Source organism: Herbidospora sp. RD11066 (genome assembly GCF_054661255.1).
The window spans coordinates 19,469-45,563 of the sequence record NZ_BAAGDO010000013.1 but is presented as its reverse complement, the minus strand read 5'-3'; the positions used below and the strand labels follow the sequence as shown (position 1 = coordinate 45,563).

Below are 26,095 nucleotides of genomic sequence, written 5' to 3'. Positions count from 1 at the left end.
CAGAGGATGACGAAGGAGATGTCCCCCGCATGTTCGATTCCGTATTCGGCCTTCCCCTCCATCCGCTGGTCGTGCACGCGGCCGTGGTCTTCACTCCGCTGCTGGCCGTCGTCGTGGTCGCCTACGCGGTGCTGCCCCGGTTCCGGGGGAAGCTCGACTGGGCGACGGTGCTGCTCGCGCTGGCCGCGCCGGTCAGCGTTTTCGTCGCCCGGGAGAGCGGTGAGGCCCTCAAGGAGTCGCGCTACGGCGAGCAGGCCCCGGCGCCGGTCGCCGAGCACGAGTCGCTCGCCCTGCCGCTGCTGCTGACCACGCTGGTGCTGGCGATCGTCGCGCTGGCCCTGGTCTGGGCGGTCAACAGGAGCGAGAACAGGCTCCTGACCACCGTGCTCTCGGTGCTGGCCGTCGTCGGCGCCCTCGCCGTCACGTTCTATGTCGTACGCACCGGGCACACCGGCGCCACCGCCGTCTGGGGCCTAGGCTAGGGGTTTGTGGAGAGCCTGTTCGATTCGGCCGCGCGTGACAACACGCCCGAGCCGCTCGCCGTGCGGATGCGCCCGCGCACCCTCGACGAGGTGATCGGCCAGCGTCACCTGCTCGGTCCCGGCACCCCGCTGCGGCGGCTGGTCGAGAGCGAGGCCCCCATGTCGCTGTTCCTGTGGGGGCCGCCCGGCACCGGCAAGACCACGCTGGCCTACGTCGTGTCCAACGTGACCAAGCGGCGCTTCGTCGAGGTCTCGGCCGTTTCGGCGGGGGTCAAGGACGTCCGCACCGCGATCGAGAACGCCCGGCGTGAGCTGGGCATGACCGGGCGGCAGACCGTGCTGTTCGTCGACGAGGTCCACCGCTTCAACAAGGCCCAGCAAGATGCGCTGCTCCCGGCGGTGGAGAACCGCTGGGTGACCTTCATCGGCGCCACCACCGAGAACCCGTTCTTCTCGGTCATCTCGCCGCTGCTGTCCCGGTCGCTGCTGCTGACCCTCGAATCGCTCACCGACGACGACGTCGGCGCCGTCCTCGACCGCGCGGTCACCGACGAACGCGGCCTCAAGGGCGCGGCCACGCTCCGGCCGGAGGCCAGAGACCAGCTCGTCCGGCTGGCCGGGGGAGACGCCCGGCGCTCGCTCACCTACCTCGAGGCCGCCGCGCTGCTGGCCGACGACATCACGATCGAGGTGGTCGAGAAGGCCGTCGACAAGGCCGCCGTCCGCTACGACCGCCAGGGCGACCAGCACTACGACGTCATCAGCGCGTTCATCAAGAGCATGCGCGGCTCCGACGCCGACGCCGCCCTCCACTACCTGGCCCGCATGGTCGAGGCGGGGGAGGACCCCCGCTTCATCGCCCGCCGGATCGTCATCTTCGCCTCCGAAGACGTCGGCATGGCCGACCCGACCGCCCTCCAGGTGGCGGTGGCGGCGGCCCAGGCGGTCGACTTCATCGGTATGCCCGAGGGGCGCATCAACCTGGCCCAGGCCGTCATCCACTGCGCCCTGGCGCCCAAGTCGAACGCCGTCGTGAAGGCCATCGGCGCCGCCCAGGCCGACGTGCGGGCCGGGCTGATCGGCCAGGTCCCGCCCCACCTGCGCGACGCCCACTATCCGGGCGCGAAGAAGCTGGGGCACGGGGAGACGTACCGATATCCCCACGACTTCGACCACGGCGTGGTGCGCCAGGACTACGCGCCCGAGGAGGTGCGCGAGCGCCGCTACTACGAGCCCACCACCCACGGCGCCGAGGCCCCCGTGGCCGAGCGATGGGGGAAGCTCCGCGCCTTCCTGCGCGGCGAGCGCTGACGTCCGGCCGCCCGAACACGCATGCCCCGCGACCTCCGTGGCAGAAGGGCGACCTCTGAATACGCGATAGGGTTTCTGCCATTCACGCAGGGGGCCCGCCAAGGAGGTTCGCCCATGCTCTCCGCCGGAGAGGTCGCCGGCCTGATCGCCGCCATGTTCTGGGCGATCCTCGTCTGCTTCCTGGCCTACGTCCTGATCAAGTTCGCCCGGCTGCTGACCGCCACCACCAAGGTCGTCAACGAGCTCGGCGACAAGGTCGTGCCGCTGCTCAACGAGGTGAGCTACACGGTCAGCGAGACCAACCGGCAGCTCGTCGCGGTGGAGGCCATAGCCTCCAACGTGAAAGAGGTCAGCGACGACGTCGCGAAAATCACCGGGCTGGCCTCGACCGTCGTGACCGGCCCGATCATCAGGATCTCCTCGATCGCCCACGGCATCCGCGGCGCCCTGTCGCGGCGCGGGCGGCGCAGGGCCGTGGAGCCCCGGCCGTGATCCGCCGCCTCTTCTACATGACCCTGGGCGCCTCGCTGGCGGTCTGGGTCATGCGCAAGCTGGAGGCGCTCAAACCCGAGCACGTCGCCCGCCGCACCGCCGACCACCTGCGCGATTTCGCCGGTGAGGTGCGGGCCGGGGCGGCGACCAGGGAAAACGAGTTGCGAGCTCGGCACGGGCTCGGAACAGTCGGACATAGACCCATGAACAACGACGTAAAGGATGGCCGCTGAAATGGAGTCGGCAGAGATCGTACGCCGCTTCCTGCGCTTCTTCGAAGAGCGCGGGCACACCGTCGTGCCCTCGGCCAGCCTGGTCGCAGAGGACCCGACGCTGCTGCTGGTCAACGCGGGCATGGTCCCGTTCAAGCCCTACTTCCTCGGGCAGCAGAAGCCGCCCTACAAGCGGGCCGCCAGCGCGCAGAAGGTCATCCGCACCCTCGACATCGACGAGGTCGGCAAGACCACGCGGCACGCCAGCTTCTTCCAGATGCTCGGCAACTTCTCCTTCGGTGACTACTTCAAGGAGCAGGCGATCCCGTTCGCCTGGGAGCTCCTCACCAACCCGACCGACAAGGGCGGTTTCGGGTTCCCCGAAGAGAAGATGTGGGTGACGGTCTACCTCGACGACGACGAGGCGATCGAGATCTGGAAGCGCGCCGGCGTCCCCGCCGAGCGCATCCAGCGCCGCGACCTGGCCGACAACTACTGGCACATGGGCGTGCCCGGCCCCGGCGGCCCCTGCTCGGAGATCTACTTCGACCGGGGCCCGGAATACGGCCGTGAGGGCGGCCCCATCGCCGACGAGACGCGCTATCTCGAGGTGTGGAACAACGTCTTCATGCAGTTCACGCTCGGCGAGGTCCGCACCAAGATCGACTTCGACGTCGTGGGCGAGCTGCCCGCCAAGAGCGTCGACACCGGCATGGGCCTCGAGCGCATGGCGGCGATCCTCCAGGGCGTCGACAACATCTACGAGATCGACACGACGTACAAGATCCTCAGCCGGGCTGCGGAGCTGACCGGCACCCGCTACGGCGCGGGGGCGCGCGACGACGTGTCGCTGCGCGTCATCGCCGACCACCTGCGGGCGGGCGTCATGCTCGTCGGCGACGGCGTGCTGCCCTCCAACGAGGGCCGGGGCTATGTGCTTCGCCGCATGCTGCGCCGCGCGATCCGCAACCTGCGCCTGCTGGGCTCGGGCGAGGAGCGCTACATGCACGAGCTCACCGCCACGACCATCGGCGTGATGGGCCAGCAATACTCCGACCTGATCGCCGACGCGGCGCAGATCCACGGCGTGATCGACGCCGAGGAGACCTCGTTCCTGGGCACCCTGCGCACCGGCACCACGATCTTCGACACGGCGGTCGCGGAGAGCAAGAAGGCGCACACCTCGGTTCTGTCGGGTGACAAGGCGTTCCAGCTCCACGACACCTACGGCTTCCCGATCGACCTGACGCTGGAGATGGCGGCCGAGCAGGGCCTCAAGGTCGACGAAGAGGGCTTCCGCCGCCTCATGGGCGAGCAGCGCGACCGCGCGAAGGCCGACTCGAAGCTCAAGAAGACCGGCAACGCCGACATCTCGGTCTTCGGCCAGATCCTCGAGAAGGCGGGCAAGGTCGAGTTCCTCGGCTACGACCACCTGACCACCGACACCGAGATCGCGGGCCTCCTCGTCGACGGCGTGGCGGTCCCGGTCGCGGGCGCGGGCACCACCGTCGAGGTCGTGCTGCTGCGCACCCCCTTCTACGCCGAGGGCGGCGGCCAGCTCGCCGACCAGGGCGTGATCCGCAGCGAGAACGGTGAGATCGAGATCGTCGACGTGCAGTCGCCGATCGCGGGCCTGATCGTGCACCGCGGCAAGATCACCTCCGGTGAGGTCAAGGTCGGCGACGCGGCGCACGCGGCGATCGACATCGACCGGCGCCGGTCGATCTCACGCAGCCACACCGCGACCCACCTGGTCCACCGCGGCTTCCGCAACGCGCTCGGCGAGACCGCCGCGCAGGCCGGTTCGGAGAACTCGCCGGGCCGCTTCCGCTTCGACTTCACCTCGGCCGGAGCGGTGCCCGTCAGCGTGCTGCGCGACGTCGAAGACGAGGTCAACGCGACCCTGATCGACGACCTCAAGGTCAACGTCCTCAACACCTCGCAGGCCGAGGCCCGCAAGATGGGCGCCCTGGCGCTGTTCGGCGAGAAGTACGGCGACGTCGTGCGCATCGTCGAGGTCGGCGACTACTCGCGCGAGCTCTGCGGCGGCACCCACGTCGCCAGCTCGGGCCAGCTGGGCCTGATCAAGGTGCTCGGCGAGTCGTCGATCGGCGCGGGCGTGCGCCGCGTGGAGGCGCTCGTCGGTCTCGACGCGTTCCGCCACCTGGCGCGGGAGAGCGTGCTGGTCTCCCAGCTCAGCGGGGCGCTCAAGGCGCGTCCCGAGGAACTGCCCGAGCGCGTCGACGGCATCGTCACCCGGCTGCGCAACGCGGAGAAGGAACTGGAGAAACTGCGCTCGGCGCAGGTGCTCGCGGTGGCCGGGGAACTGGCCTCCGGCGCTGCGGACATCCAGGGCGTTTCCGTCGTAACGCACCGCGCGCCTAATGGAACCACCCCCGATGACCTGCGTAAACTCGCTCTCGATGTGCGCGGCCGGTTCCCCGGTGATCGCGCCGCGGTGGTCGTCGTCGCCGGTGTCCCCTCGGACCGTCCCGTCGTGGTCGCCGCTGTCAACGAGGCGGGACGCGACCGAGGGCTGAAGGCGGGCCGTCTGGTCGGTGTTGCCGCCAAGGCACTTGGGGGTGGCGGTGGCGGCAAAGACGATGTCGCGCAGGGTGGCGGCACGAACGCGGGCGCTGTCGACGACGCGCTGCGAGCGGTCGTCGAGGCGATCTCTTCCAGCCTGTGAGCAGATGAGATTCGGCACACGGCTCGGCGTCGACGTCGGGTCGGTCCGCATCGGCGTGGCCCGCAGCGACCCTTCGGGGCTGCTGGCCACGCCGGTCGAGACGGTGAAGCGCGGCCGGGGAGACCTCGACCGCCTCGCCGATCTCGTCACCGAACACGAGGTCATCGAGGTCGTCGTCGGCCTCCCGACCTCCCTGTCGGGCCGTGAGTCCCACGCCGCCGGCGCCGCCCGCGAGTTCGCGACGGCGCTGGCCGCCCGGGTCGCCCCGGTCCCGGTGCGCCTCTACGACGAACGCCTCACCACGGTGACCGCGCAGGCCAACCTGCGCCAGAGCGGCCGCAAGGCGAAGAACCAGCGCGACGTCATCGACCAGGCCGCGGCCATCGTGCTGCTCCAGGCCGCCCTCGACGGCGAGCGCGCGTCAGGAAAACCACCAGGTCATCCCCTCGACCCACCCTCAGGTGGAGAAACGAGCCACGGGACCGGCCGGTGAGCCCGCAGGAGTGGGACACGTTCCTGCTTGCGGACGAGGCCGAACCCGTCGACCACGACGAGCGGCGCGAGCGCACCCGGAAGATCGTCTACGCCGGTCTCGCGGCCGTGGCGACCGCCGGGATCGTCGGCCTGTTCACGCTGACCCGTCCGTTCCTGGCCCCCGACGACTTCGAGGGGCCGGGCACGGGCTCGGTCGTGGTCCGCATCAGTTCCGGCGACAGCGCCGTGCAGGTCGCCGAGACCCTCGCCAAGGCGGGGGTGGTGGCCAGCGCCGGATCGTTCGTCCGGGTGGTGGAGGACCGTGCCAAGTCGGGCAGCCTGCGGCCGGGTGACTACAAGCTGAACAAGGGCATGGCCGCCTCGCTCGCGCTCGACCGGCTGCTCGACCGCGACTCGCGGGTCTCCCGCCGGGTGACCATCCCCGAGGGGCTGCGGGCCAAGGAGGTGTACGTCCGCCTCTCGGCCGCCTCCGGGTTCCCGGTCGCCGAGTTCGAGAAGGCGGCGGCGCAGCCGGAGACGCTCGGGCTGCCCTCCTACGCCAAGACCGCCGAGGGGTTCCTGTTCCCGGCGACCTACGAGGTCGAGCCGTCGAGCACCGCCAAGAGCCTGCTGCGCGACATGGCCGCCCAGTTCGGACGGGTCGCCGACCGCCTCGGGCTCGACTCGGCCGAGGGGATGAACCCGCTCCAGGTGGTCACCACCGCGAGCATCGTCCAGGCCGAGGGCGGGCGTGACGACGACTATCCCAAGATCGCTAGAGTGATCTACAACCGCCTCAAAAAGGGCGGGCGCCTGGAGATGGACACCACCGTCCTCTACGCGCAGAACCGCCGGACCCTGAACGTCTCCGAGAAGGACACGCAGGTGCGTTCCCCGTACAACACCTATCGGATCGACGGTCTGCCGCCCGGCCCGATCGGCAACCCGGGTGAGCAGGCCCTTCTCGCCGCCTTGAACCCAGCGAAGGGTGATTGGTACTGGTTTGTTACAACAGATCCAGGCCGTAGAATCACCAAATTCACTGACAACGAAGGCGAGTTCGTGAAATATCGGGAAGAGCTGAACAGGTACCTCGGGACGAACTAGGCCGACTGACGACCGACGGTCCGCGCGCCGGGCCGATACCAATACCGAAGCTTGATCCCCCCTCGGTTTGGCGCATCGCTTGACGCGAGGCCAGTCTGACCGAGAGATTGGCCAGCGCACTATGAACGACCTCGACATGGACTCTTTGCTCGGCGCCCCCGACGAGGGGGGGCCGTCGCGACGTTCGCGTGGGCAGCAGACCCGCAGCCGGCGCCGCAGACGGCGCACCCGTCGCAAGGGTGCGGCCGCGTCCGTGATCGCGATTGTCATCATCGTCGGAATCCTGGGTGGCGGCGGTTATCTGGGTTACCGGTGGATCAGCGACGCCGTGACGGCCGACGACTACACCGGCCAGGGCAGTGGCGAAGTGACCATCGTGATCGAGGAGGGCGCCTCCGCCGGTGACGTCGCCAACGAGCTGGAGAAGGAAGACGTCGTGGCCAGCGCCCGCGCCTTCATCCAGGCCGTCGACGCCGCGGGCAAGGGCGGGTCGCTCCAGCCGGGTCACTACCAGATGCGCAAGCAGATGTCGGCCGCGGCGGCGGTGACCCTGCTCGATCCCGAGAAGCGCCTGCGTGACAGCCTGACCATCCCCGAGGGCTACCGCGCCACCCGGGTCTACGACACCCTCGCCGAGGCGACCGGCATCCCGGCCAAGGAGTTCGCCGACGCCGCCAAGGGCGACATCGGCCTGCCGCAGTACGCCAAGGGCAAGGCCGAGGGCTTCCTGTTCCCGGCGACCTACGAACTGCCGCCCGACATCACGGCGAGCCAGATCCTCACCAAGATGACCGACCGCTACAACGAGACCGTCGAGAAGTTCGACCTCGACGCCGAGGCCAAGCGGCTGGGCTACACCCCGATGCAGATCATCACGATCGCCAGCATCGTCCAGGCCGAGTCGGGCACCCCCGACGACATGGGCAAGGTGGCCCGGGTCATCTACAACCGCATGGCGCTCAACCCGCCGATGAAGCTCCAGATGGACTCGACCACGATGTACGGCCTGGGCAAATACGGCATCTCCGCCACGTTCGAGGAGATCGAGAGCAAGTCGCCGTACAACACGTACAAGGTCGAGGGCCTGCCGCCCGGCCCGATCGCCAACCCCGGCGACCACGCCATCGAGGCCGCGCTCAAGCCGACCAAGGGCGACTGGCTCTTCTTCGTGACCACCGACCCGAAGAACAAGGTCACCGAGTTCACCGCCAGCGAGGCGGAGTTCGTCCGGCTGCGGGACAAGTTCCACGCCACCCAGAATTGATCCCGTGAACACGAAAGCAGCCGTCCTCGGCTTCCCGGTCCGCCACTCGATGTCGCCCGCCCTCCACCGGGCGGCCTACGCGGCGCTGGGCCTGACCACCTGGTCCTACGACGCGATCGAGTGCCGCGAGGAGGAACTGGCCGCGTTCGTCCTCGGGCGCGGCCCCGAGTGGGCCGGGCTGTCGCTGACCATGCCGCTCAAGCGGGTGGTCTTCCCGGTACTCGACACCGTGGCGCCGCTGGCGGTCGAGGTCGGGGCGGCCAACACGGTGCTGTTCCGCGACGGCGCCCGGCACGGCGAGAACACCGACGTCCACGGCATCGTCGCGGCCCTGGCCGAGGCGGGCGTCCCGGCGCCGGCCAGCGCGACCGTCCTCGGGGGCGGCGCCACCGCCGCCTCCGCGCTGGCCGCGCTGCGCGAGCTCGGGCTGCGGGAGGTCACTCTGGTGGTACGCGATCCGCACCGCGCCGGGGAGACCCTGGAGGTGGCCGAGCGGCTGGGGGTGACGGTGGCGGTCGAGGGGTTCGAGTCCTTCGACGCCGGGGTCGACCTGCTGATCTCCACCCTGCCCTCGGGGGCGGCCGACGCCTTCGCGGGCGAGGCGGCCAGGGCGCGGGCCGTCTTCGACGTGGTCTACGCGCCGTGGCCGACGGTGCTGGCGCAGGCCGTACAGGAAAAGGGCGGTACTGTCGTGGCGGGGCTGTCGATGCTGCTGCACCAGGCGGTGCGGCAGGTCGAGCTGATGACCGGGCGGGCGCCCGCTCCTGTGGAGGCCATGCGCTCCGCCGTATGGTAGGGTGGTGAATCGATCGGTCCGGCATGTGCCGGACGCGCAAGCGGAGGTCCTCCTCCCACCTGATCGGCCGCAAGGCGGATGGGTTCAAGGATCACAGTAGAGTTTTCGGACTCAGTGGCCCCGCATGCGTGACGTGCCGGGGCTTATTCGTGTTTCCGGCACGGTCGAGCACCCAGGCGAAGGTCCCTTGGAGGTCCCATCAGCACCGAGCCCCGCATCAACGATCGTATTCGTGTCCCCGAGGTCCGCCTCGTCGGCCCGAACGGCGAGCAGGTCGGCATCGTCTCCATCCACGATGCCCTGAAGCTCGCCCAGGAGTCCGACCTCGATCTCGTTGAGGTCGCGGCGACGGCACGCCCGCCTGTCTGCAAGCTCATGGATTACGGCAAGTTCAAATACGAGTCGGCCATGAAGGCGCGCGAAGCCCGCCGCAACCAGGCACACACGATCATCAAGGAGATCAAGCTCCGGCCGAAGATCGACCCGCACGACTACGAGACCAAGAAGGGTCACGTCGTGCGATTCCTCAAGGCGGGGGACAAGGTCAAGGTCACGATCATGTTCCGTGGACGTGAGCAGTCCCGTCCCGAACTGGGCTTCCGGCTCCTGCAGCGGCTCGCTGAGGATGTCACCGAGCTGGGCTTCGTGGAGTCTCAGCCCAAGCAGGACGGCCGAAACATGATCATGGTGATCGGCCCGCACAAGAAGAAGGCCGAAGCCAAAGCCGAGAAGGCGGCGGCGAGGGCCGGCCGCGATGACGACGACGTGTCGGCCGAGCCCGTCTCGGTCGAGGAATAAACGCCGCTTCGCGAGCGCAGAGACTGGGAGCCCTTCGCGGCTCTTGCGAGTCAGGAACGCCGGTGACCCGGCCCCCCTACAGGGGTCGGGAGATCGGCTTGGAACAACGAGGGAGAGACGGCTGAGATGCCGAAGATGAAGACGCACAGTGGTGCGAAGAAGCGCTTCCGGGTGACCGGCTCCGGCAAGATCGTTCGCCGCCGGGCCAACCGCAAGCACCTTTTCGAGCACAAGCCGTCCACCCGCACGCGCAGGCTTGAGAACGACGTGGTCATGTCCGACGCGGACACCAAGAAGATCAAGAAGCTGCTCGCTAAGTAACGACCCCCGGGGAGAAGAACAACATGGCACGCGTGAAGCGGGCGCTCAACGCCAAGAAGAAGCGCAGGGTCGTCCTCGAGCGGGCGAGCGGCTACCGGGGTCAGCGGTCGCGGCTGTACCGCAAGGCCAAGGAGCAGATGCTCCACTCGATGACGTACGCCTACGCGCACCGCAAGGACAAGAAGGGCGCCTTCCGGCGCCTGTGGATCCAGCGGATCAACGCGGCGGCGCGTCAGAACGGCATGACCTACAACCGGCTGATCCAGGGTCTGCGCCTGGCCGGCATCGAGGTCGACCGCAAGATCCTCGCGGAGCTCGCGGTGAACGACTCGCAGACCTTCGCCACGCTGGTCGAGGCCGCCAAGAAGGCGCTCCCGTCCGACGTGAACGCTCCGGTCGCCTAAGCGATCACCTGCTTTTCGGAAGGGCTCACCGTTCCCGGTGGGCCCTTCTTCTCATGTCGGAGGGAACCGAGTGACCGAACTGACCAATACCAAGTCGCCCCGGGTGAAGGCCGCCCGGCGGCTGACCAAGCGGGCCTTCCGTGACCGGGACCGGGCCTTCCTCGCCGAGGGGCCGCAGGCGGTCCGCGAGGCGCTGGCGCTGCCCGGGGTCACCGTCGAGCTGTTCGCCACCGCCGAGGCCGAGGCCAGGCACGCCGACATCGTCGGCGCGGCCGCGCAGGCGGGGGTGCCGGTGTTCCGGGCCAGCGGTGAGGTGATGGCCGAACTCGCCCAGACGGTCACCCCGCAGGGGCTGATGGCGGTGTGCAAGTTCGTGCACGTGCCCCTCTCGACGGTGGAGGAGACCCGGCTGGTGGCGGTGCTGGCGCACGTCCGGGACCCGGGCAACGCCGGGACCGTGCTGCGCACGGCCGACGCCGCCGGGGCCGACGCGGTGGTGTTCACCGACGCGTCCGTCGACCCCTACAACGGCAAGTGTGTACGCGCCAGCGCCGGCAGCCTCTTCCACCTGCCCGTCGTGACCGGGCTGCCGGTCGACAAGGCCGTGGCCTCGCTGAAGGAGCGAGGCCTGCGCATCCTGGCCGCCGACGGCAGCGGCAAGCAGACCCTCGACGACGTCGACCTGTCGGCCCCCACGGCCTGGGTGTTCGGCAACGAGGCCTGGGGCCTGCCGCCCGAGGTGCTGGCCCTGGCCGACGAGGTCGTCCGGGTGCCGATCTACGGCCGCGCCGAGAGCCTCAACCTCGCCACCGCCGCCGCGGTGTGCCTGTACGCCAGCGCGCGGGCCCTCCGGGAGTCGTGACCCGTCTGTGACCGGGTCAGGTCACCCGTAACGCGCGGGGCCGCGGAGCGGCGCGTCGCCACGTGGGTTCTCCCGCAGACCTGACATTCCGTGTAATAGCCGCGTACCCGCGCAGTGACGGGCTGCCGAAGGGCTCCGGAAACCCGCTATTGTCGGCGGAGACGGCTCGCGGAGCATGGCTGGAGGGGTCCTTTGCGCGGCGAGAACACCCATACACGGGTCGCCGACCCGTCGAGTGTGATCGCCATTGACGCCCTTCCCGACGGCGTCGTCGTGGTCGACGGCGACGGTGTCGTGATGGCGGTGAACAAGGCGGCCGAACGCCTGACCGGTCTGCACCGGAAGACGTCCCCCGGGCGTCACGTCGGCGACGTGCTTCCCCTGCGCGACACCGAGGGGCGCGACTGGTGGAAGTGGCTCGACCCCCGAGGCGGGCTGTCCATCCGCTCGCGCCAGGTCGAGGTCCCGCTCCAGCTCGACGGGCGAGACCTGCTGGTGACGGCGGCGTTCCTGCGGGTGCCCCAGCGGGCGGGCCGGGTGATCCGGGTGGTGATCACCCTGCGCGACGCCGGATCGCGGCGCCGCCTGGAGCGGAGCCGGGCCGACCTCGTGTCGACCGTGGCCCACGAGCTCCGCTCGCCGCTGACCAGCGTGAAGGGCTTCACCGCGACACTGCTCGCCAAGTGGGACCGGTTCAACGACGCCCAGAAGCTCGTCATGCTCCAGACGGTCAACTCCGACGCCGACCGGGTGACCCGGCTGATCACCGAACTCCTCGACGTCTCGCGCATCGAGTCGGGCCGCCTGGAGATCCGGCGGCAGGTCGTCGACATCCCCGCCCGGGTCCGCCGCATCGTCGCGGGGCGCGTGGCGGCGGGCGAACCCGAAGACCGGTTCTCGCTGACGGTGACCGGCGATCTTCCCGAGACATGGCTCGACCAGGACAAAATGGATCAAATCCTTGGCAACCTGGTCGAAAACGCGGTGCGACACGGCGGTGGCAAGGTCACAATCGTCGTAGAGCCCGTCGAATGGGGAGTGGCCGTGTCCGTGCGTGACCAGGGTGAGGGTGTCGCACCCGAGCAGGCCGCGCGCGTCTTCCGCCAGTTCTGGCGCGGCAACGACCGCCGCCGCGGCGGCACCGGCCTCGGCCTCTTCATCGTGAAGGGCCTGGTCGAGGCCCACGGCGGCACCGTCACCGTCGAGCGCGCCCCCGGTGGCGGCGCCGAGTTCCGATTTATCGTGCCCACCGGGGCTCCTGACTTCGCGTAGTCCGCGAGGCCGCCCGGTGGGCCACTCCCGGTGGTCGTCTCCTGCCAGGTCATGGGCCCTGTGTCGGTCTGCCTGAGCTGGGCGGGAGCCGTAACGGAACCGGGTTTGCGGCGGAGGGAGAGTGGCGCGCTCTCGCGGACCGTCTGCGGGTTTTGCGCCGTTACTCCTGAATTTTCCGGCTTGTGGTGACTCTTCCGCAGATGGTGGCCGGGCCGAGGGGGTTTCCTTTAGCCAATAGAATCAGGGGCCGCCATTCCGGCCCTGGATACGGAGTTCCCTTGTCTGATTACGACCCGGTCGAGGTGACACCGCTGCACGCCGACGAGCTGGCGCGCGCGGAGGCCGATGCCCTCGCCGCCATCTCCTCGGCCGCGGATCTCGACGCACTGAAGCAGGTCCGGCTGGCCCACGCCGGTGACCGGTCCCCGATCGCGCTGGCCAACCGGGAGATCGGCGCGCTGCCGCCGGCCGCCCGGTCCGAGGCCGGCAAGCGGATCGGCTCCGCCCGCAAGGCCGTCGCCGAGGCGCTGGCCGTCCGGCAGACCGAGCTCGAGGCCGAGCGCGACGCCCGCGTGCTGGTCGAGGAGACCGTCGACGTCACCCTCCCGTGGGACCGCGCGCCGCGCGGGGCCCGCCACCCGCTGACCACGCTCCAGGAGCGCATCGCCGACTGCTTCGTGGCCATGGGCTACGAGGTCGCCGAGGGCCCCGAGCTGGAGGCCGAGTGGTTCAACTTCGACGCGCTCAACATCGCGCCCGACCACCCGGCCCGCTCCGACCACGACACCTTCTTCGTCGAGTCGGTCAAATCGGGCAAGGTGCTGCGCACCCAGACCTCGCCGGTCCAGATCCGCGCCCTGCTGGAGCGCCCGCTGCCGGTCTACGTCATCTCGCCCGGCAAGGTGTTCCGCACCGACGAGCTCGACGCCACCCACACCCCGGTGTTCCACCAGGTCGAGGGCCTCGCGATCGACAAGGGCCTGACGATGGCCCACCTCAAGGGCACCCTCGACCGGTTCGCCGGGGTGATGTTCGGTGAGGGCATCACGACCCGGTTCCGGCCCAACTACTTCCCGTTCACCGAGCCGTCGGCCGAGATGGACCTGCGCTGCTTCGTCTGCCGCGGCGCCTCCTCACTGCCGGGCAACCCGCCGTGCCGGACCTGCAAGTCCGAGGGCTGGATCGAGTGGGGCGGCTGCGGCATGGTCAACCCGCGCGTGCTGATCGCCTGCGGCGTCGACCCCTCGGTCTACTCGGGGTTCGCGTTCGGCATGGGCATCGAGCGCACCCTGATGTTCCGCCACAACGCAGAAGACATGCGCGACATGGTCGAAGGCGACATCCGCTTCACCCTGCCGTTCGGAATGGAGGTCTGATGAAGGTCCCGCTTTCGTGGCTGCGGGAGTACGTCGATCTCCCGCCCGTCACCGCCCATGAGATCGCCGACAAGCTCACCGCCGCCGGTCTCAAGCTCGAGGCCATCTCCTCCCACGGTCACGACCTGAAGAACGTCGTCGTGGGCCAGGTCATCGAGATCGAGGAGCTGACCGGCTTCAAGAAGCCGATCCGCCACTGCCTGGTCGACGTCGGCGAGGCCGAGCCGCGCGAGATCGTCTGCGGCGCGACCAACTTCGCCCCCGGCGACGTGGTCCCGGTCGCGCTGCCCGGCGCGGTCCTGCCGGGCGGCTTCGAGATCGCCTCCCGCAAGACCTACGGCCGCCTGTCCGACGGCATGATCTGCTCCGAGGCCGAGCTCGGCATCGCCGAGTCGTCGCCCGGCATCCTGGTGCTCCCCGCCGACACCCCGCTCGGGACCGACGTCGTGGGGCTACTCGGCCTGGTCGACGACGTCCTCGAACTGGAGATCACGCCCGACTGCGGCTACGCGCTGTCGATCCGGGGTGTGGCCCGCGAGGCGGCGACCGCGTTCGGCGTACCGTTCCGCGACCCCGCCGCGCTGGAGCTCCCGGCCACCGAGGGCGTCACCCACCCGGCCGAGATCGGCGACCCGACGGCCTGCGACCGGTTCGTCCTGCGCGCCGTCTCCGGGTTCGACCCCGCCGCCGAGTCTCCGCTCTGGATGCGGGTGCGGCTCACGCGGGCCGGGATGCGCCCGGTCTCGCTGGCCGTCGACGTCACCAACTACGTGATGCTGGAGCTCGGCCAGCCGCTCCACGCCTTCGACAGGAACACTATCCAGGGCGGCATCGTGGTGCGCCGCGCCCTGCCGGGTGAGCGCCTGGAGACCCTCGACCACGTCACCCGTGACCTGGCCGCCGACGACATCCTGATCACCGACGACTCGGGCGCGATCGGCCTGGCCGGCACCATGGGCGGCCTGTCGACCGAGATCACCGCGTCGACCACCGACATCGTCATCGAGGCCGCCCACTTCTCGGCCACCGGCGTCGCCCGCATGTCGCGGCGGCACAACCTGGTGTCCGAGGCGTCCAAGCGCTTCGAGCGCGGCGTCGACCGCGAGCTGCCGCTGGCCGCCTCCTGGCGGGCCGTGCAGCTGCTCACCGAACTGGGCAACGGCGTCGCCGAGCCCGGCGTGACCCACGCCCAGGCCGACGTGGCGCCGGTGTCGATCACCATCCCGTCGGGCCACCCGGCGCGGGTGGCCGGTGTGCCCTACTCGCGCGAGACCGTCGTCACCCGCCTGGAGCAGGTCGGCTGCGTCGTCGTCGACGGAGTGGTCGAGGCCTCTTCAGATGGCGGCCGAGGTGTGGCCGCCACGGGCGTCGTGACCAGCGGCGACCTGGCCGCGAAGCTGGCCGTGACCGGCGACGACCCGATCACGGTCTACCCGCCGAGCTGGCGCCCCGACCTGACCGACCCCAACGACCTGGCCGAAGAGGTCATCCGGCTGGAGGGCTACGACGAGCTGCCCTCCGTCCTGCCGGGCGCCCCCGCCGGGGCGGGCCTGACCGAGACCCAGCGCCTGCGCCGCCGCGTCGGCCGGGTGCTCGCGGTCACGGGCTACGTCGAGGTGCTGTCCTACCCGTTCATCGGCCTGCGCGACCTCGACAACCTTCAGCTCCCCGCCGACGACGCCCGCCGCAGGGCGACCCGGCTGGTGAACCCGCTCAGCGAAGACGAACCCTACATGCGGACGACGCTGCTGCCCGGCCTGCTGAAGACGCTGGTCCGCAACGTCGGCCGGGGCTTCACCGACCTGGCGCTGTTCGAGACGGGCCTGGTCTACCGCCCCCGGGTCGACGCGCCCGACACCGCCCCGATCCTGACGGTGGAACGCCGCCCGACCGACGAGGAGCTGGCCCTCTTCACCGCCGCGCTCCCCGAGCAGCCGGTCCGCGTCGCCGCCGTCCTGGCGGGCGAGTTCGAGCGCTCGGGCTGGTGGGGCCAGGGCCGCACCGCGACCTGGTCGGACGCGATCGAGGCGGCCCGCGCGGTGGCCCGTGAGGCCGGTGTGTCGCTCGACATCCGCGCCGACCAGCACGAACCGTGGCACCCCGGGCGGTGCGCCGCCCTGTATGTCGGCGATGTCCTGGTCGGCCACGCGGGCGAACTGCACCCGCGCGTCGTGGAGGCCTACGGCCTGCCGAAGCGCACGGCGGCGATGGAACTCGAACTGTCCCGTCTGGCCGCGCCGTCCCCGGCGCAGACGCCGTCGATCTCGGCCTATCCGGTCGCGACGCAGGACGTGGCGCTGATCGTTCCGGCCGACACGTCCGTGGCGTCGGTCGAGGCGGCGCTGCGTGATGGTGCGGGGGATCTGCTCGAGTCGGTGCGGCTGTTCGACGTGTACGAAGGCGCACAGGCGGGGGAGGGGAACAAGTCGCTGGCCTACACGCTGCGATTCCGCGCCCCCGACCGCACTCTGACGGCGGAGGAGATCGCATCGGCTCGCGACGCGGCCGTGGAAACGGCGGCCGGGCGGGTCGGGGCTCGGTTGCGCGGGATGTGACACCTGTTTCTGAAAGGGGCGCCGGTCTTCCCGGCGCCCCTTTTGTTTGTTCGTGTACGGGGGCTCGCGTTTCTCCTGGTTGTCGTCCGGATTGCGGGACCGACGATGCTCGCTTTGTGGCGTTTTGTGGGGATGGATTGCCTCGCTTGCATGGGTGGAGTGCAGAACCCGCCTTCGCGAGGAGTATCAGCGTCTCACGCATTAATCGCGGCGCTGGTTCTGCCGGTGTTCCTTTTGTTGTGCCGGGTGGCGCCTGTGCTCTAAGCGCACGTTCGGGTGCTTGAGGCTTCTTTCAAGTCGGGCCCGAGTCCGCCACCTCCTGACGCAGTCGGGGCACCCGATCCGCCGGGCTTGCCCGCAGGGCGCTTGCTGCGTCGACAGGTTGTTGTGTCGTGCCGGCCCTGCGCTGTGCCGAACAGGCGCGCTGTCTTCAGGTGAAGCTTTCTCCCCGTACATGATCGGCTGTGCGGCCGACTCAAGCCGCGATTCACCGATATGTCCCATTAGATACCGGTGCCATCTATTGGGGCCGCCGCCTTTTAGGCGTGTGATCTTGGGGTGGCTTGTGGAAAAGCTCTGGGTCGTGATCGGCGATTTGAAGATCGGTAATTGGTGTTCTTCGAGGTGGGAAGGCTGGAAGTGATAGCCGATGTGAGAAGGAAAGCTATCCAAGGTCTTGCTTCTCGCCTCGTCGACCAAAAGAACTTATTCTCCGGTCACTCCCGGAGGGCCTTCTGGTGCCAGGTCTCGCTTCATTTGTAAGTAGGTGAACAAAACGCATCCTCGGTAGTAGAGGTGTTTTCCACAGGGGGGTCGAAGCGTTCAGTGGGCGATGGGTGGGCGGCCTACGATGGCTCGGCCTAGGGGAGGCAGGTGATTGTCGTGTCCGGAGACGGGCTGGTCGGCAGGGACGCCGACGTCGAGGGGATCGAGGAGGCTTTCCGGCGCACCCGGCTGGTCACGCTGACCGGGCCTCCCGGTGCGGGGAAGACCGCGCTGGCGCGGGTCGTCGCGGCGCGGCGGGGTGCCCACGTGGTCGACGCCGACGCGGGGCCGTCGGCCCTGGCCGAGATCGGGATGCTGGCCGGCGACGGGCTGCTCGTCGTCGACGGGTGCGATCGGGTGCTGGAGTTGCTGGTGCCCTACATCGGGGTCATGCTGCAACGACATCCGGGGCTCGCGATCCTGGCGACCTGCCGTCAGTCGCTGGCGCTGCCGGGGGAGCGGGTGGTGGCGCTGCGCGAGCTGGCCGCCGGGCACCGCGCCGAGCTGCTCGACCGGCTCGGGGTGACGGCGCCGCCCGAGCTGCTGCGGCGTGCCGACGGGCTGCCGCTGACGCTGGTGCTGCTGGCGGCGGCGCTGAAGCGCGGCGAGTCCGACGGGCCGTTGCTCGATCTGCTGTGGGATCCCGGGCAGGAGGGTCCGTCACGGCATGCCGCGATGCGCACCGCGATCGGCTGGAGTCACGAGCAGTGCACTCCCGAGGAGCGGCTCGTCTGGGCGCGCGCCTCGGTGTTCGCCGACGGGTTCGATCTGGAGGCCGCCCAGGCGGTCTGCGGTGACGACGACGTGACCCCGGCCATCGCCGCGCTGGTCGACAGGTCTCTCGTGACGCGGTCGGAGATCCGGGGGAGTGTCCGGTTTCACCTTCCCGTGACCGTCCGCGAGTTCGGCGCCGAGTGGCTGGAGCGGGCGGGTGAGCGAGAGGCCACCGAAGACCGTCACTTTCGCCACTTTCGCGCTCTCGCCCGGCAGGCGGAGGCCGAGTGGCAGGGCGGTCAGCTGCACTGGTATCGGCGGATGCGCCTGGAACGCGGCAATTTGATCAAGGCGCTCGACTCCCGTCTGGCCGATGCGTCCGGCACCGACGACGCCCAGGATCTCGCCGGCACGCTGTGGTTCCTGTGGGCCTGCTGCGGCCTCCAGCAGGAAGGGGCCGACCAGCTCGCCCGCGTCCGGGCGGCGGGCGGCTCCCCGGGTCCAGAACGCGACAAAGCGCTCTGGACCGCCGCCTGGCTCCACGCCGCCCTCGGCGACCCCGATGCCGCCGACGAAGCCCTTCTTTCCTGTACGAACCAGGGCCCGGCCCGCCTGATCCAGGTCTCGGCGTGGGTCGCCGCCCAGCGCGGCGCCTACCCTGAAGCGCTGCGGCTGATCCGCGACGCACGCGAGGGGCACCGCAAAGACGCCGACCTCTTCCCCGGCTTCCTGCCCAGCTACACGATCATCGCCACGACCCTGCTGCGGATGGGCGACCTGACCGGCGCCGTGACCGTCCTCCGCGAGGGCCGCGAGCTGTGCGTGACCACCGGCGAGATCTGGACCCGCTCCCACCTCGACCACCTCCTCGCCCAGGCCGAACTCCTCCGCGGCGACCCGTCGTCCGCGCTGACCTCGGCCCGCGACGCACTGTCGACCGCCCGCCAGTTCGGCGACACGGCGGCCCAGACCGCCGGGGTCGAACTGGTCGGCGTGCTGACCCGGAACGGCGCCCTCCTGGCCACCGCCGACCTGGCGTGGGCGGGCATGGACGGCCTGAGACCACCCGTACTGGCCGAGATCAGAGACCGCTCACCCGCGATCACCCCGGGCCCCGGCCTCGACCTCGACGACGCGGTGGCCGCGGCCTTGGCCGAGACGCGCAGAGATCGGTGATCGTGTGCCCGGCCTCGGTGCTTGCGGTCGCTCTGCCGTCGGACGGGCGCGCGGAGATTCGGTGATCGTGCGCCCGACCTCGGCTCTGTGGGCATTCCGCCGTCGGACGAAGCACCAGGAGGGGCGGCCTGGTGACCGTCGTATTCCACCCGAAGATCAAGGGATGAACCCCTGGAGAGGGAAGCCTGGTGACCGTCAACCTGCCCGCTGAGACCAGTAGTTTCATCGGACGCAAAGACGAGCTCGACCGGCTGGCCGCGCTGCTGGCCGAATCCCGGCTGGTCACCGTGACCGGTCCGCCCGGTGTCGGAAAGACGCGCATCGCCTTACGCGCCGCCGCCGACTGCGCCGACGCCTTTCCCGACGGCGCCTGGTTCGCCGAGCTGTCCCCGGAGCAGGACGCCAACCTGCTCGGCAGCGTCGTGGCCCGGTCGCTGGGGCTGCGGGAGCAGTCGACCCGCCCCTACGAGCAGGTGCTGGCCGAATACCTGGCGGGGAAGCGGCTGCTGCTCGTTCTCGACACGTGCGAACACCTGGTCGGTGCGTGTGCCACGCTCGTCGACGGGCTGCTGGCGGTGGCGCCGGGGCTCCAGGTGCTGGCGACGAGCCGGGTGCCGCTCGACGTACCGTCCGAGAAGATGCTCGAGGTCGCGCCGTTCGAGCGGCCCGAACCCGAATCGGACGACCTGCTCGGTTACGACGCGGTCCGCCTGTTCGTCGAGCGGGCGCGTGACCGCGTGCCGGGGTGGCAGGCGGGGGAGAGCGCGCTCATGGCGGTCGGGCGGCTGTGCCGGCGTCTCGACGGCATCCCCCTCGGCATCGAGCTCGCCGCCGGGCATCTCCACGCCCTCTCGGCCGAGGAGCTGGCCGATCGGCTGACCGACCCCTTCGACCTGCTGACGGCCGGATATCGGGGCGGTCCCGCGCGGCACCGCAGTTTCCGGACCGCCGTCGGCTGGAGTCACGAGCTCTGCACCCCGCAGGAACGCCTGCTCTGGGCGCGGCTGTCGGTGTTCGCCGGGTCGTTCCAAGAGCAGACGGCGCAGGCGGTGTGCGGCGACGACCGGCTGCCGGATGTGGGGGCGGTGCTGGCCGAGCTGGTCCGCAAGTCGATCGTCACCCGCACCGGCGACCGCCATCGGCTGCTCGACGGCATCCGCGAATACGGCCACGAGTGGCTCCGCGAGCTGGGTGAAGAACGGATGATGCGCAGCGCCCACCTGGCCCACTTCCGGGCGATGGCCGAGCGCCTCGACCGCGAGTGGTACGGCCCCGACCAGATCGCCTGGGCCGACTGGGCCGACGCCGAACTCGCCGAGATCCGCCTCGCGCTCGACCACGGCATCAGCCACGGCGGCACGGCCTGCCTCGACCTGGTGTCGTCGTGCTGGATCATCTGGGGCGCCCTCGGCCAGATGCGCGAGGGCCGCTACTTCGTCGAACGCGCCCTGGCCAACGGCCCGCGCGAGGGGTCGTCGTACGCGCGGGCGCTGTGGGTCCTCGGCTGGATCACCGTCTTCCAGGGCGACATGGTCCTGGCCGAGCGCAGCTCCCAGCAGGCCCTCGCCGAGGCCCGCCGCATCGGCGACGACGCCGCCATGGGCCACGCCCTGGTCCGCCTCGGCGGCGTCCGCCTCTTCAGCGGCGCGCCGCAGAAGGTCGAAGAGGTCATGTACGAAGCCCGCAAACACCTCGCCGCCGCAGGCGTCACCGACACGATCGACGACCTGGTGATCGACGGCGGCCAGGCGATGGCCTACATCTTCCTGGGCGACCTCGAACGCGCGTGGGGCGTCCTCCAGGACATGAACGCCAAGTCGAAGCGGAAGGGCGAGATCTGGATGCGCGCCTTCGGCGACCTGTTCCGCTCCCAGCTCATGCTGGCCAGGGGAGACGTCGACGACGCCGACGCCACCGGCCGCGAGCTCCTCGCGGTGAAGTGGCGCCTCAACGACGTCCTCGGGGTCGCCATGGGCGCCGACCATCTCGCGACGGTGAGCATGGCCCGGGGCGACGCCGGGTCGGCGGCGTGGATGCACGGCGCGGCCGAACGCCTGTGGCTGACCTTCGGCCTCACCGCGATGGGCTCGGACGAACTGGCCGCCCCCCGCGTGGCGACGGCCGAACGGGCCCGGCTGGTGCTGGGCGACCGGGGATACGAGCGCGCGTTCGAGGAGGGCTTCGCGGCGTCCATGGACGAGGTCCGTGAGCGGTTGGCGTGACCGCTCAGAGCCAGCCGTTGCGCTCCGCCGCCTGGGCGGCCTCGATGCGGTTGCGTACACCGACCTTGGTGATGGCCGCCGACAGGTAGTTGCGGACGGTGCCCTCCGACAGGTGGAGCCGGGAGGCGATGTCGGCGATGGTGGCGCCGCCCGCCCCGGCCGCCAGCACGTCACGCTCCCGTTGGGACAGGGGGTTCGGGCCGGTGCTGAGTGCGGTCGCCGCCAGGGCGGGGTCGATGACGCGTTCCCCGGCCATCACGCGGCGTATCGCGGCCGCCAGCTGTTCGGCGGGGCCGTCCTTGATGAGGAAGGCCGAGGCGCCCGCCTCCATCGCCCGGCGCAGGTAGCCGGGGCGGCCGAAGGTCGTGAGGATCATCACGTGGCAGCCGGGGACCGCCGCGCGGATCTGGGCGGCGGCGGTCAGGCCGTCGGTGCCGGGCATCTCGATGTCGAGGAGGGCCACGTCGGGATGCGTCCGCTGGGCGAGGGCGACCGCCTCGTCGCCGTTGGCGGCCTCGGCGACGACCTCCAGATCCTCCTCCAGGCCGAGCAGGGCGGCCAGGGCGCCGCGCACCAGATTCTGGTCCTCCGCCAGCATGATCCTGATCATGACGGTGACCCTACGGGCACCCGGACGACCACGCGGAACCCGCCGCCGGGCACCGGCCCCGACTCCACGGTGCCGCCCTCGGCCGAGACGCGTTCGGACAGGCCGGTGAGGCCGTTGCCCGGGACGTGCTTCTTCGCGGCCCGGCCGTCGTCGCGGACCTCCAGCGTCGCCGCGCCCCCGCCGTGGGCGACCTCGATGACGCAGCGGGAGGCGCGCGCGTGCCGGACGACGTTGGTGACCGACTCGCGGACCGCCCAGCCGAACACGCCGTCGGCCGCCTCGGGCAGCGGGCCGCCCGCCATGCGGACCGTGGTGTCGACCCCCGCCGCCGCCAGGACCGCTCTGGCGCCGTCGAGCTCCTCGCTCAGGGCGCGCTTGCGGTAGCCGGAGACGACCTCGCGGACGTTGGACAGCGCCGCCCGCGCCGCCACCTCGATGTCGCCGATCTCGCCGATGGCCCGGTCGAGGTCGCGGCCCGCCATCCGCCGGGCCAGCTCGCTCTTCAGCACGATCAACGAGAGGCTCTGGCCGAGCAGGTCGTGCAGGTCACGGGCGATGCGCAGCCGTTCGTCGGTGGCGGCGAGCCGGGCCACCTCGTCCCGCGCCTCCTGGAGCTGGAGCACCAGCGTCCGGGTGTGCCGGAGCGCGACCATCATCATGCCGAACGCCAGCAGGACCGCCGCGATGCCGCCGTACATGGCGGGGTGGGCCCCTATAACCACCCCGTCGACGATGGTCATCACGGTCGCGCCCAGCACCCCCGCCGCCGCCCACCGCAGGGGCAGCGCCATCGAGAACACGATGGACAGATAGACCGGCAGCCCGAGCCAGTCGGGCCCGAACGCCAGCGGCAGCCCCGTCGCCAGCAGCGTGAACACCACCAGCACCGCCACCGCCGGCCCGGTGAACGGGTCGTCCCACCGCTGCCGTACGAACGTCACCGCGTAGTACGTCAGCGCGAACACCACCAGGGCCGTCCACCCCAGCCACTGCCGCACCCCGTCGTCCCGGGCCACCGCCAGCACGACCGGGGCGAGGAACAGCAGGCCGAACGACGTCCAGAAAAAGCGCTGAGCCAGTTCCGGCCCCTGGACGTCGCCGATGAACAGCCGCCTCACCAGGCCCGCCGATACGCGACGACGGCCAGCGCCCCCAGCGCCACCGTCCAGGCCGCCAGCACCAGCCCCGCGGACAGGGGTGGCGCGTGCCCGGCCGCCACCGAGCGCCCCAGCTCGGCGAACCGGGTCGAGGGCAGCGCCGCGGCGACGTCCCGGATCACCTGCGGCAGCACCGACAGCGGCACCCACAGGCCCCCCGCGATCGCCAGCCCGAAGTAGGCGCCGAGGGTGATCGGCTGGGCCGCGTCCGGCCCGGTCAGCGACCCGATGAGGGTGCCGAGCGCCGCGAACGGCAGCGTGCCCACCCAGAGCAGCGCCGTGATCGCGACCCACTGCAGGAGGTCCAGCCGCACGCCCTGCCAGACCACCGACGCCAGCCCGACCAGGATCACGGCCGGGAGTCCCAGCGACATGGCGGCCAGCGTCTTCACCACGATCACCGTCGTGGGCGTCAGCGGCGTCACCCGTAACTGCCGCAACCACCCGCTCCGGCGTTCGGTCGCCAGCCGCACACCGGTGCTCATCAACGTGGCGCCGAGCGCGCCGTAGGAGGCCATGGACACCATGATGTCCACCGAAGACGGCAACCCGGTCACGGGATCGAGCCCGTCCCCGGCGAAGATGCTCGACCACAGCAGGTAGAAGGCGACCGGAAGAGCCAGAGCGAAGAACAGGTAATACCGGTCACGCAGGACCTGCAGCAGCTCGAGACGGAGATAGCTCAACATGCCGGGTCCTTCACCACTCGGTCGCGGTCAGCTCAACGGGACCCGACTCCGCGCCGGTCGACGCTGAGGTGGCTTGTTCTCGGTCGGCCGGGCCGGGGTTGGTCAAGGAGAGGAAGGCGTCTTCCAGTGCCGGAGTGGTGATCTCCAGGTCTTTGATCGTCAGGCCGGTGGAGTACAGCGAGGCCACGACCATGTCCGGGTCCGCGGTGTGCAGGGTGGCGTGGTCGCCGCGGATTTCGACGGCGGTCACCTCGGGGAGGCGTTCGAGGCCCGCGGCCGGTTGGGTGCCCAGCCGGAACCGGACCGTCCGGCCTCCCGCTCGGCGCTTGATCTCGGCGGGGGTGTCGTCGGCGACGATGCGGCCGCGGGAGATGACGACCACACGGTCGGCGTTCTCGTCGGCCTCCTCCAGGTGGTGGGTGGCGAACAGGATGGTGCGGCCCCCGGCCGCGTACCGCTTGATCGCCGCCCAGAAGGCGCGTCTGGTCTCCACGTCGAGCGCCGCCGTCGGTTCGTCCAGGACCAGTACCTTCGGCGCCCCGGCCACCGCCATCGCGAAGCGCACCCGCTGCGCCTGACCGCCGGACAACCTGCCTGTACGCCGCCTGGCCAGGTCGGTCAGCCCGGCGAGCTCCAGGACCTCGTCCAAGGGCATCGGCACGGGATAGAGGTCGCGCACGAAGCCGACCACCTCCCGCACCGTCAGGTTCGGGACCAGCTCCCCCTGCTGGATCATCGCCCCGACCATCCCGCGCGCGGCGGCCTCGGCCGGGGCCATCCCGAACAGCTCGACCCGGCCCGCGTCGGGGGTGATCAGCCCGAGCATCATGCCGATCATGGTGCTCTTCCCGGCCCCGTTCGGCCCGAGCACCGCCACGACCTGCCCGGCGGGCACCCGCAGGCTCGACCGCTCCACGGCCCGGACGGCCCCGAAGCTCTTGGCCACGCCCTCAACGCTGATCGCATCCATGGCGACAACGGTAGGAAGATCCCAACAGGCGTCAGTAGTGAAGCTTGTCCGGTGATCACCCTGACAAAAGTCACGCCGGGGTGCTTGCCCTGGCCTCTCGTTGGGCCTGGGCGTATTCGTCGGTGCGGGCGTCGTACTTGCGGAACTTCGGCAGGAGCGCGGCCATCGCCAGCACCCCGCCCATGCACAGCAGCCCGCCCGCCCCCAGCGAGAACCGGGCCCCGCCGAACTCGGCCATGGCGCTGGCGCGCGTGTTGCCCAGCATTGGGCCCGTCGAATACGACAGCAGCTCGATCCCGGCCAGGCGGCCGCGATATTCGTCCGGGATGGTCTGGTTCCAGATCGTTCCCCGGAAGATGCCGCTGATCATGTCCGCGCCACCGGCGATGGTCAGGAAGACGATCATCAGCCAGATGTTGGGCATCACCGCCGCCACCGCGACGGCCGCGCCCCACAGCAGGGCCGCGACGATGACCCCCAGACCGTGCCGGTGGACGTGGGCCGTCCACCCCGAGGTCAGGGAGGCGAGGACCGAGCCGATTCCGGCCGAGGCGTACAGCAATCCCAGGGCGATCTGTTCGTTCTCGCCGCCGAACTGTTCGGCCATGAACGGGTAGAGCGCGTTCGACATGGCGAAGAACATGGCCGCGATGTCGACCACGTAGGTGCCCATCAGGTCGGGGCGGCGCACGGCGTACCTGACCCCCTCGACGAGCGAAGCCAGGGACGCCGGCTGGGTGACCTCGGCGCGTCTGGCCATCGGGGCCACCCGGAACAGCAGGATCAGCGAGATGAGGAACGTCGCCACGTTGATGCCGTAGGAGAAGGCCACGCCGAACGACACGACGATCAGGCCGCCCAGCGCCGGTCCCGCTACCCCGCCCACGCTTCTGACCAGGCCCTGGAGGGCGAAAGCGGCGCCCATCTGGTCCAGTTTGAGCACCTGGTTGATCGTGGCCTGCTCACTCGGGCCGCGCACGCTGTAGAGACCGGCGGTGAGGGCGCCCACCACGTACAGAACCCAGACCTGGGGGTTCGGGAGGAGGGCGTTGACCATCAGCAGGACCGCGGTCAGGCAGAGGCCGATCTCCGTGAAGATGATGATCTTGCGGCGGTCCATCGAGTCGGCGATGGCGCCGCCCCACAGGCCGCACACGACCATCGGGATGAACTCGGCGGCGCTCACCAGGCCCACCGCGACGTAGGAGTTGGTGAGTTCCTTCATCTGGTACGGCACCGCGACCAGGGTGATGAACGACCCCAGCATCGTGACCGCCGCCGACCCCAGCAACAGCCGGAAGTCGCGCGAGGTGCGCAGCGGGCTGACGTCCATCTTCAGGCGCCGCATCAGGGCGAGGGAACTTTTGACCACGAACG

General features: G+C 70.4%; 23 protein-coding genes. 18 read left to right on the top strand and 5 right to left on the bottom strand.

Features of this window, described 5'->3' with window-relative positions; all coding sequences use genetic code 11:
- The first annotated feature begins 29 nt into the window (after window positions 1-29).
- The 18 genes from ACYQ78_RS35380 to ACYQ78_RS35295 all read left to right on the top strand — a co-directional run bounded on the left by ACYQ78_RS35380 (window position 30) and on the right by ACYQ78_RS35295 (window position 21,292).
- Window positions 30-482 carry a DUF2231 domain-containing protein gene (locus tag ACYQ78_RS35380; RefSeq protein WP_459805332.1) on the top strand — a complete coding sequence of 151 codons (453 nt, stop codon included), beginning with the start codon at window positions 30-32 and terminating at the stop codon, window positions 480-482.
- A 66-nt stretch (window positions 483-548) separates the two neighbouring features.
- On the top strand, window positions 549-1,793 hold the full coding sequence (locus ACYQ78_RS35375) for a replication-associated recombination protein A (protein ID WP_459805463.1): 1,245 nt from the start codon (window positions 549-551) through the stop codon (window positions 1,791-1,793).
- 114 nt (window positions 1,794-1,907) lie between these two features.
- Complete coding sequence (locus ACYQ78_RS35370; RefSeq protein WP_459805331.1) at window positions 1,908-2,285, top strand: DUF948 domain-containing protein; 378 nt, start codon at window positions 1,908-1,910, stop codon at window positions 2,283-2,285.
- Window positions 2,282-2,518, top strand: coding sequence for a hypothetical protein (locus ACYQ78_RS35365; RefSeq protein WP_459805330.1), 237 nt, complete (start codon window positions 2,282-2,284; stop codon window positions 2,516-2,518). The genes ACYQ78_RS35370 and ACYQ78_RS35365 overlap by 4 nt, the downstream gene beginning before the upstream one ends.
- Window position 2,519: 1 nt before the next feature.
- Entirely contained in the window at window positions 2,520-5,186 is a 2,667-nt protein-coding gene (gene alaS / locus ACYQ78_RS35360; RefSeq protein WP_459805329.1) for an alanine--tRNA ligase, read from the top strand.
- A 4-nt stretch (window positions 5,187-5,190) separates the two neighbouring features.
- Window positions 5,191-5,679 carry a Holliday junction resolvase RuvX gene (ruvX, locus tag ACYQ78_RS35355; protein ID WP_459805328.1) on the top strand — a complete coding sequence of 163 codons (489 nt, stop codon included), beginning with the start codon at window positions 5,191-5,193 and terminating at the stop codon, window positions 5,677-5,679.
- Window positions 5,676-6,767: an endolytic transglycosylase MltG gene (gene mltG, locus ACYQ78_RS35350; RefSeq protein WP_459805327.1), complete on the top strand. Its 1,092-nt coding sequence runs from the start codon at window positions 5,676-5,678 to the stop codon at window positions 6,765-6,767. Before ruvX ends, mltG (ACYQ78_RS35350) begins: the two co-directional genes overlap by 4 nt.
- A gap of 253 nt (window positions 6,768-7,020) precedes the next feature.
- Window positions 7,021-8,031 (top strand): endolytic transglycosylase MltG, encoded by a 1,011-nt coding sequence (gene mltG / locus ACYQ78_RS35345; protein ID WP_459805326.1) that lies wholly within the window; start codon window positions 7,021-7,023, stop codon window positions 8,029-8,031.
- 4 nt (window positions 8,032-8,035) lie between these two features.
- On the top strand, window positions 8,036-8,827 hold the full coding sequence (locus ACYQ78_RS35340) for a shikimate dehydrogenase (RefSeq protein ID WP_459805325.1): 792 nt from the start codon (window positions 8,036-8,038) through the stop codon (window positions 8,825-8,827).
- Between the two features lie 198 nt (window positions 8,828-9,025).
- Entirely contained in the window at window positions 9,026-9,625 is a 600-nt protein-coding gene (infC, locus tag ACYQ78_RS35335) for a translation initiation factor IF-3 (protein WP_459805462.1), read from the top strand.
- Between the two features lie 126 nt (window positions 9,626-9,751).
- Window positions 9,752-9,946 (top strand): 50S ribosomal protein L35, encoded by a 195-nt coding sequence (gene rpmI, locus ACYQ78_RS35330; RefSeq protein ID WP_030456928.1) that lies wholly within the window; start codon window positions 9,752-9,754, stop codon window positions 9,944-9,946.
- Window positions 9,947-9,969: 23 nt separating this feature from the next.
- Window positions 9,970-10,350, top strand: a complete 381-nt coding sequence (gene rplT / locus ACYQ78_RS35325) for a 50S ribosomal protein L20 (RefSeq protein WP_459805324.1) — start codon at window positions 9,970-9,972, stop codon at window positions 10,348-10,350.
- Window positions 10,351-10,420: 70 nt separating this feature from the next.
- Entirely contained in the window at window positions 10,421-11,212 is a 792-nt protein-coding gene (locus ACYQ78_RS35320) for a TrmH family RNA methyltransferase (protein WP_459805323.1), read from the top strand.
- A 192-nt stretch (window positions 11,213-11,404) separates the two neighbouring features.
- Window positions 11,405-12,484, top strand: a complete 1,080-nt coding sequence (locus ACYQ78_RS35315) for a sensor histidine kinase (RefSeq protein WP_459805322.1) — start codon at window positions 11,405-11,407, stop codon at window positions 12,482-12,484.
- 239 nt (window positions 12,485-12,723) lie between these two features.
- Window positions 12,724-13,860 (top strand): phenylalanine--tRNA ligase subunit alpha, encoded by a 1,137-nt coding sequence (gene pheS, locus ACYQ78_RS35310; RefSeq protein ID WP_439649168.1) that lies wholly within the window; start codon window positions 12,724-12,726, stop codon window positions 13,858-13,860.
- Window positions 13,860-16,415 (top strand): phenylalanine--tRNA ligase subunit beta, encoded by a 2,556-nt coding sequence (locus tag ACYQ78_RS35305; protein WP_459805321.1) that lies wholly within the window; start codon window positions 13,860-13,862, stop codon window positions 16,413-16,415. Before pheS ends, ACYQ78_RS35305 begins: the two co-directional genes overlap by 1 nt.
- 882 nt (window positions 16,416-17,297) lie before the next feature.
- Window positions 17,298-19,070, top strand: coding sequence for an ATP-binding protein (locus ACYQ78_RS35300; RefSeq protein WP_459805320.1), 1,773 nt, complete (start codon window positions 17,298-17,300; stop codon window positions 19,068-19,070).
- Window positions 19,071-19,258: 188 nt separating this feature from the next.
- On the top strand, window positions 19,259-21,292 hold the full coding sequence (locus ACYQ78_RS35295; protein ID WP_459805319.1) for an ATP-binding protein: 2,034 nt from the start codon (window positions 19,259-19,261) through the stop codon (window positions 21,290-21,292).
- Between the two features lie 4 nt (window positions 21,293-21,296).
- On the opposite strand, the gene ACYQ78_RS35290 is transcribed toward ACYQ78_RS35295, so the two are convergent.
- The 5 genes from ACYQ78_RS35290 to ACYQ78_RS35270 all read right to left on the bottom strand — a co-directional run bounded on the left by ACYQ78_RS35290 (window position 21,297) and on the right by ACYQ78_RS35270 (window position 26,066).
- Window positions 21,297-21,902 (bottom strand): response regulator, encoded by a 606-nt coding sequence (locus ACYQ78_RS35290; protein WP_459805318.1) that lies wholly within the window; start codon window positions 21,900-21,902, stop codon window positions 21,297-21,299.
- Entirely contained in the window at window positions 21,899-23,020 is a 1,122-nt protein-coding gene (locus ACYQ78_RS35285) for a sensor histidine kinase (RefSeq protein WP_459805317.1), read from the bottom strand. Before ACYQ78_RS35285 ends, ACYQ78_RS35290 begins: the two co-directional genes overlap by 4 nt.
- Entirely contained in the window at window positions 23,017-23,748 is a 732-nt protein-coding gene (locus tag ACYQ78_RS35280) for an ABC transporter permease (protein WP_459805316.1), read from the bottom strand. The genes ACYQ78_RS35285 and ACYQ78_RS35280 overlap by 4 nt, the downstream gene beginning before the upstream one ends.
- A gap of 10 nt (window positions 23,749-23,758) precedes the next feature.
- On the bottom strand, window positions 23,759-24,718 hold the full coding sequence (locus ACYQ78_RS35275) for an ABC transporter ATP-binding protein (RefSeq protein WP_459805315.1): 960 nt from the start codon (window positions 24,716-24,718) through the stop codon (window positions 23,759-23,761).
- Between the two features lie 70 nt (window positions 24,719-24,788).
- A complete protein-coding gene (locus ACYQ78_RS35270) occupies window positions 24,789-26,066 on the bottom strand; it encodes an MFS transporter (RefSeq protein WP_459805314.1) in 1,278 nt (425 codons plus the stop codon).
- Window positions 26,067-26,095 lie beyond the last annotated feature (29 nt).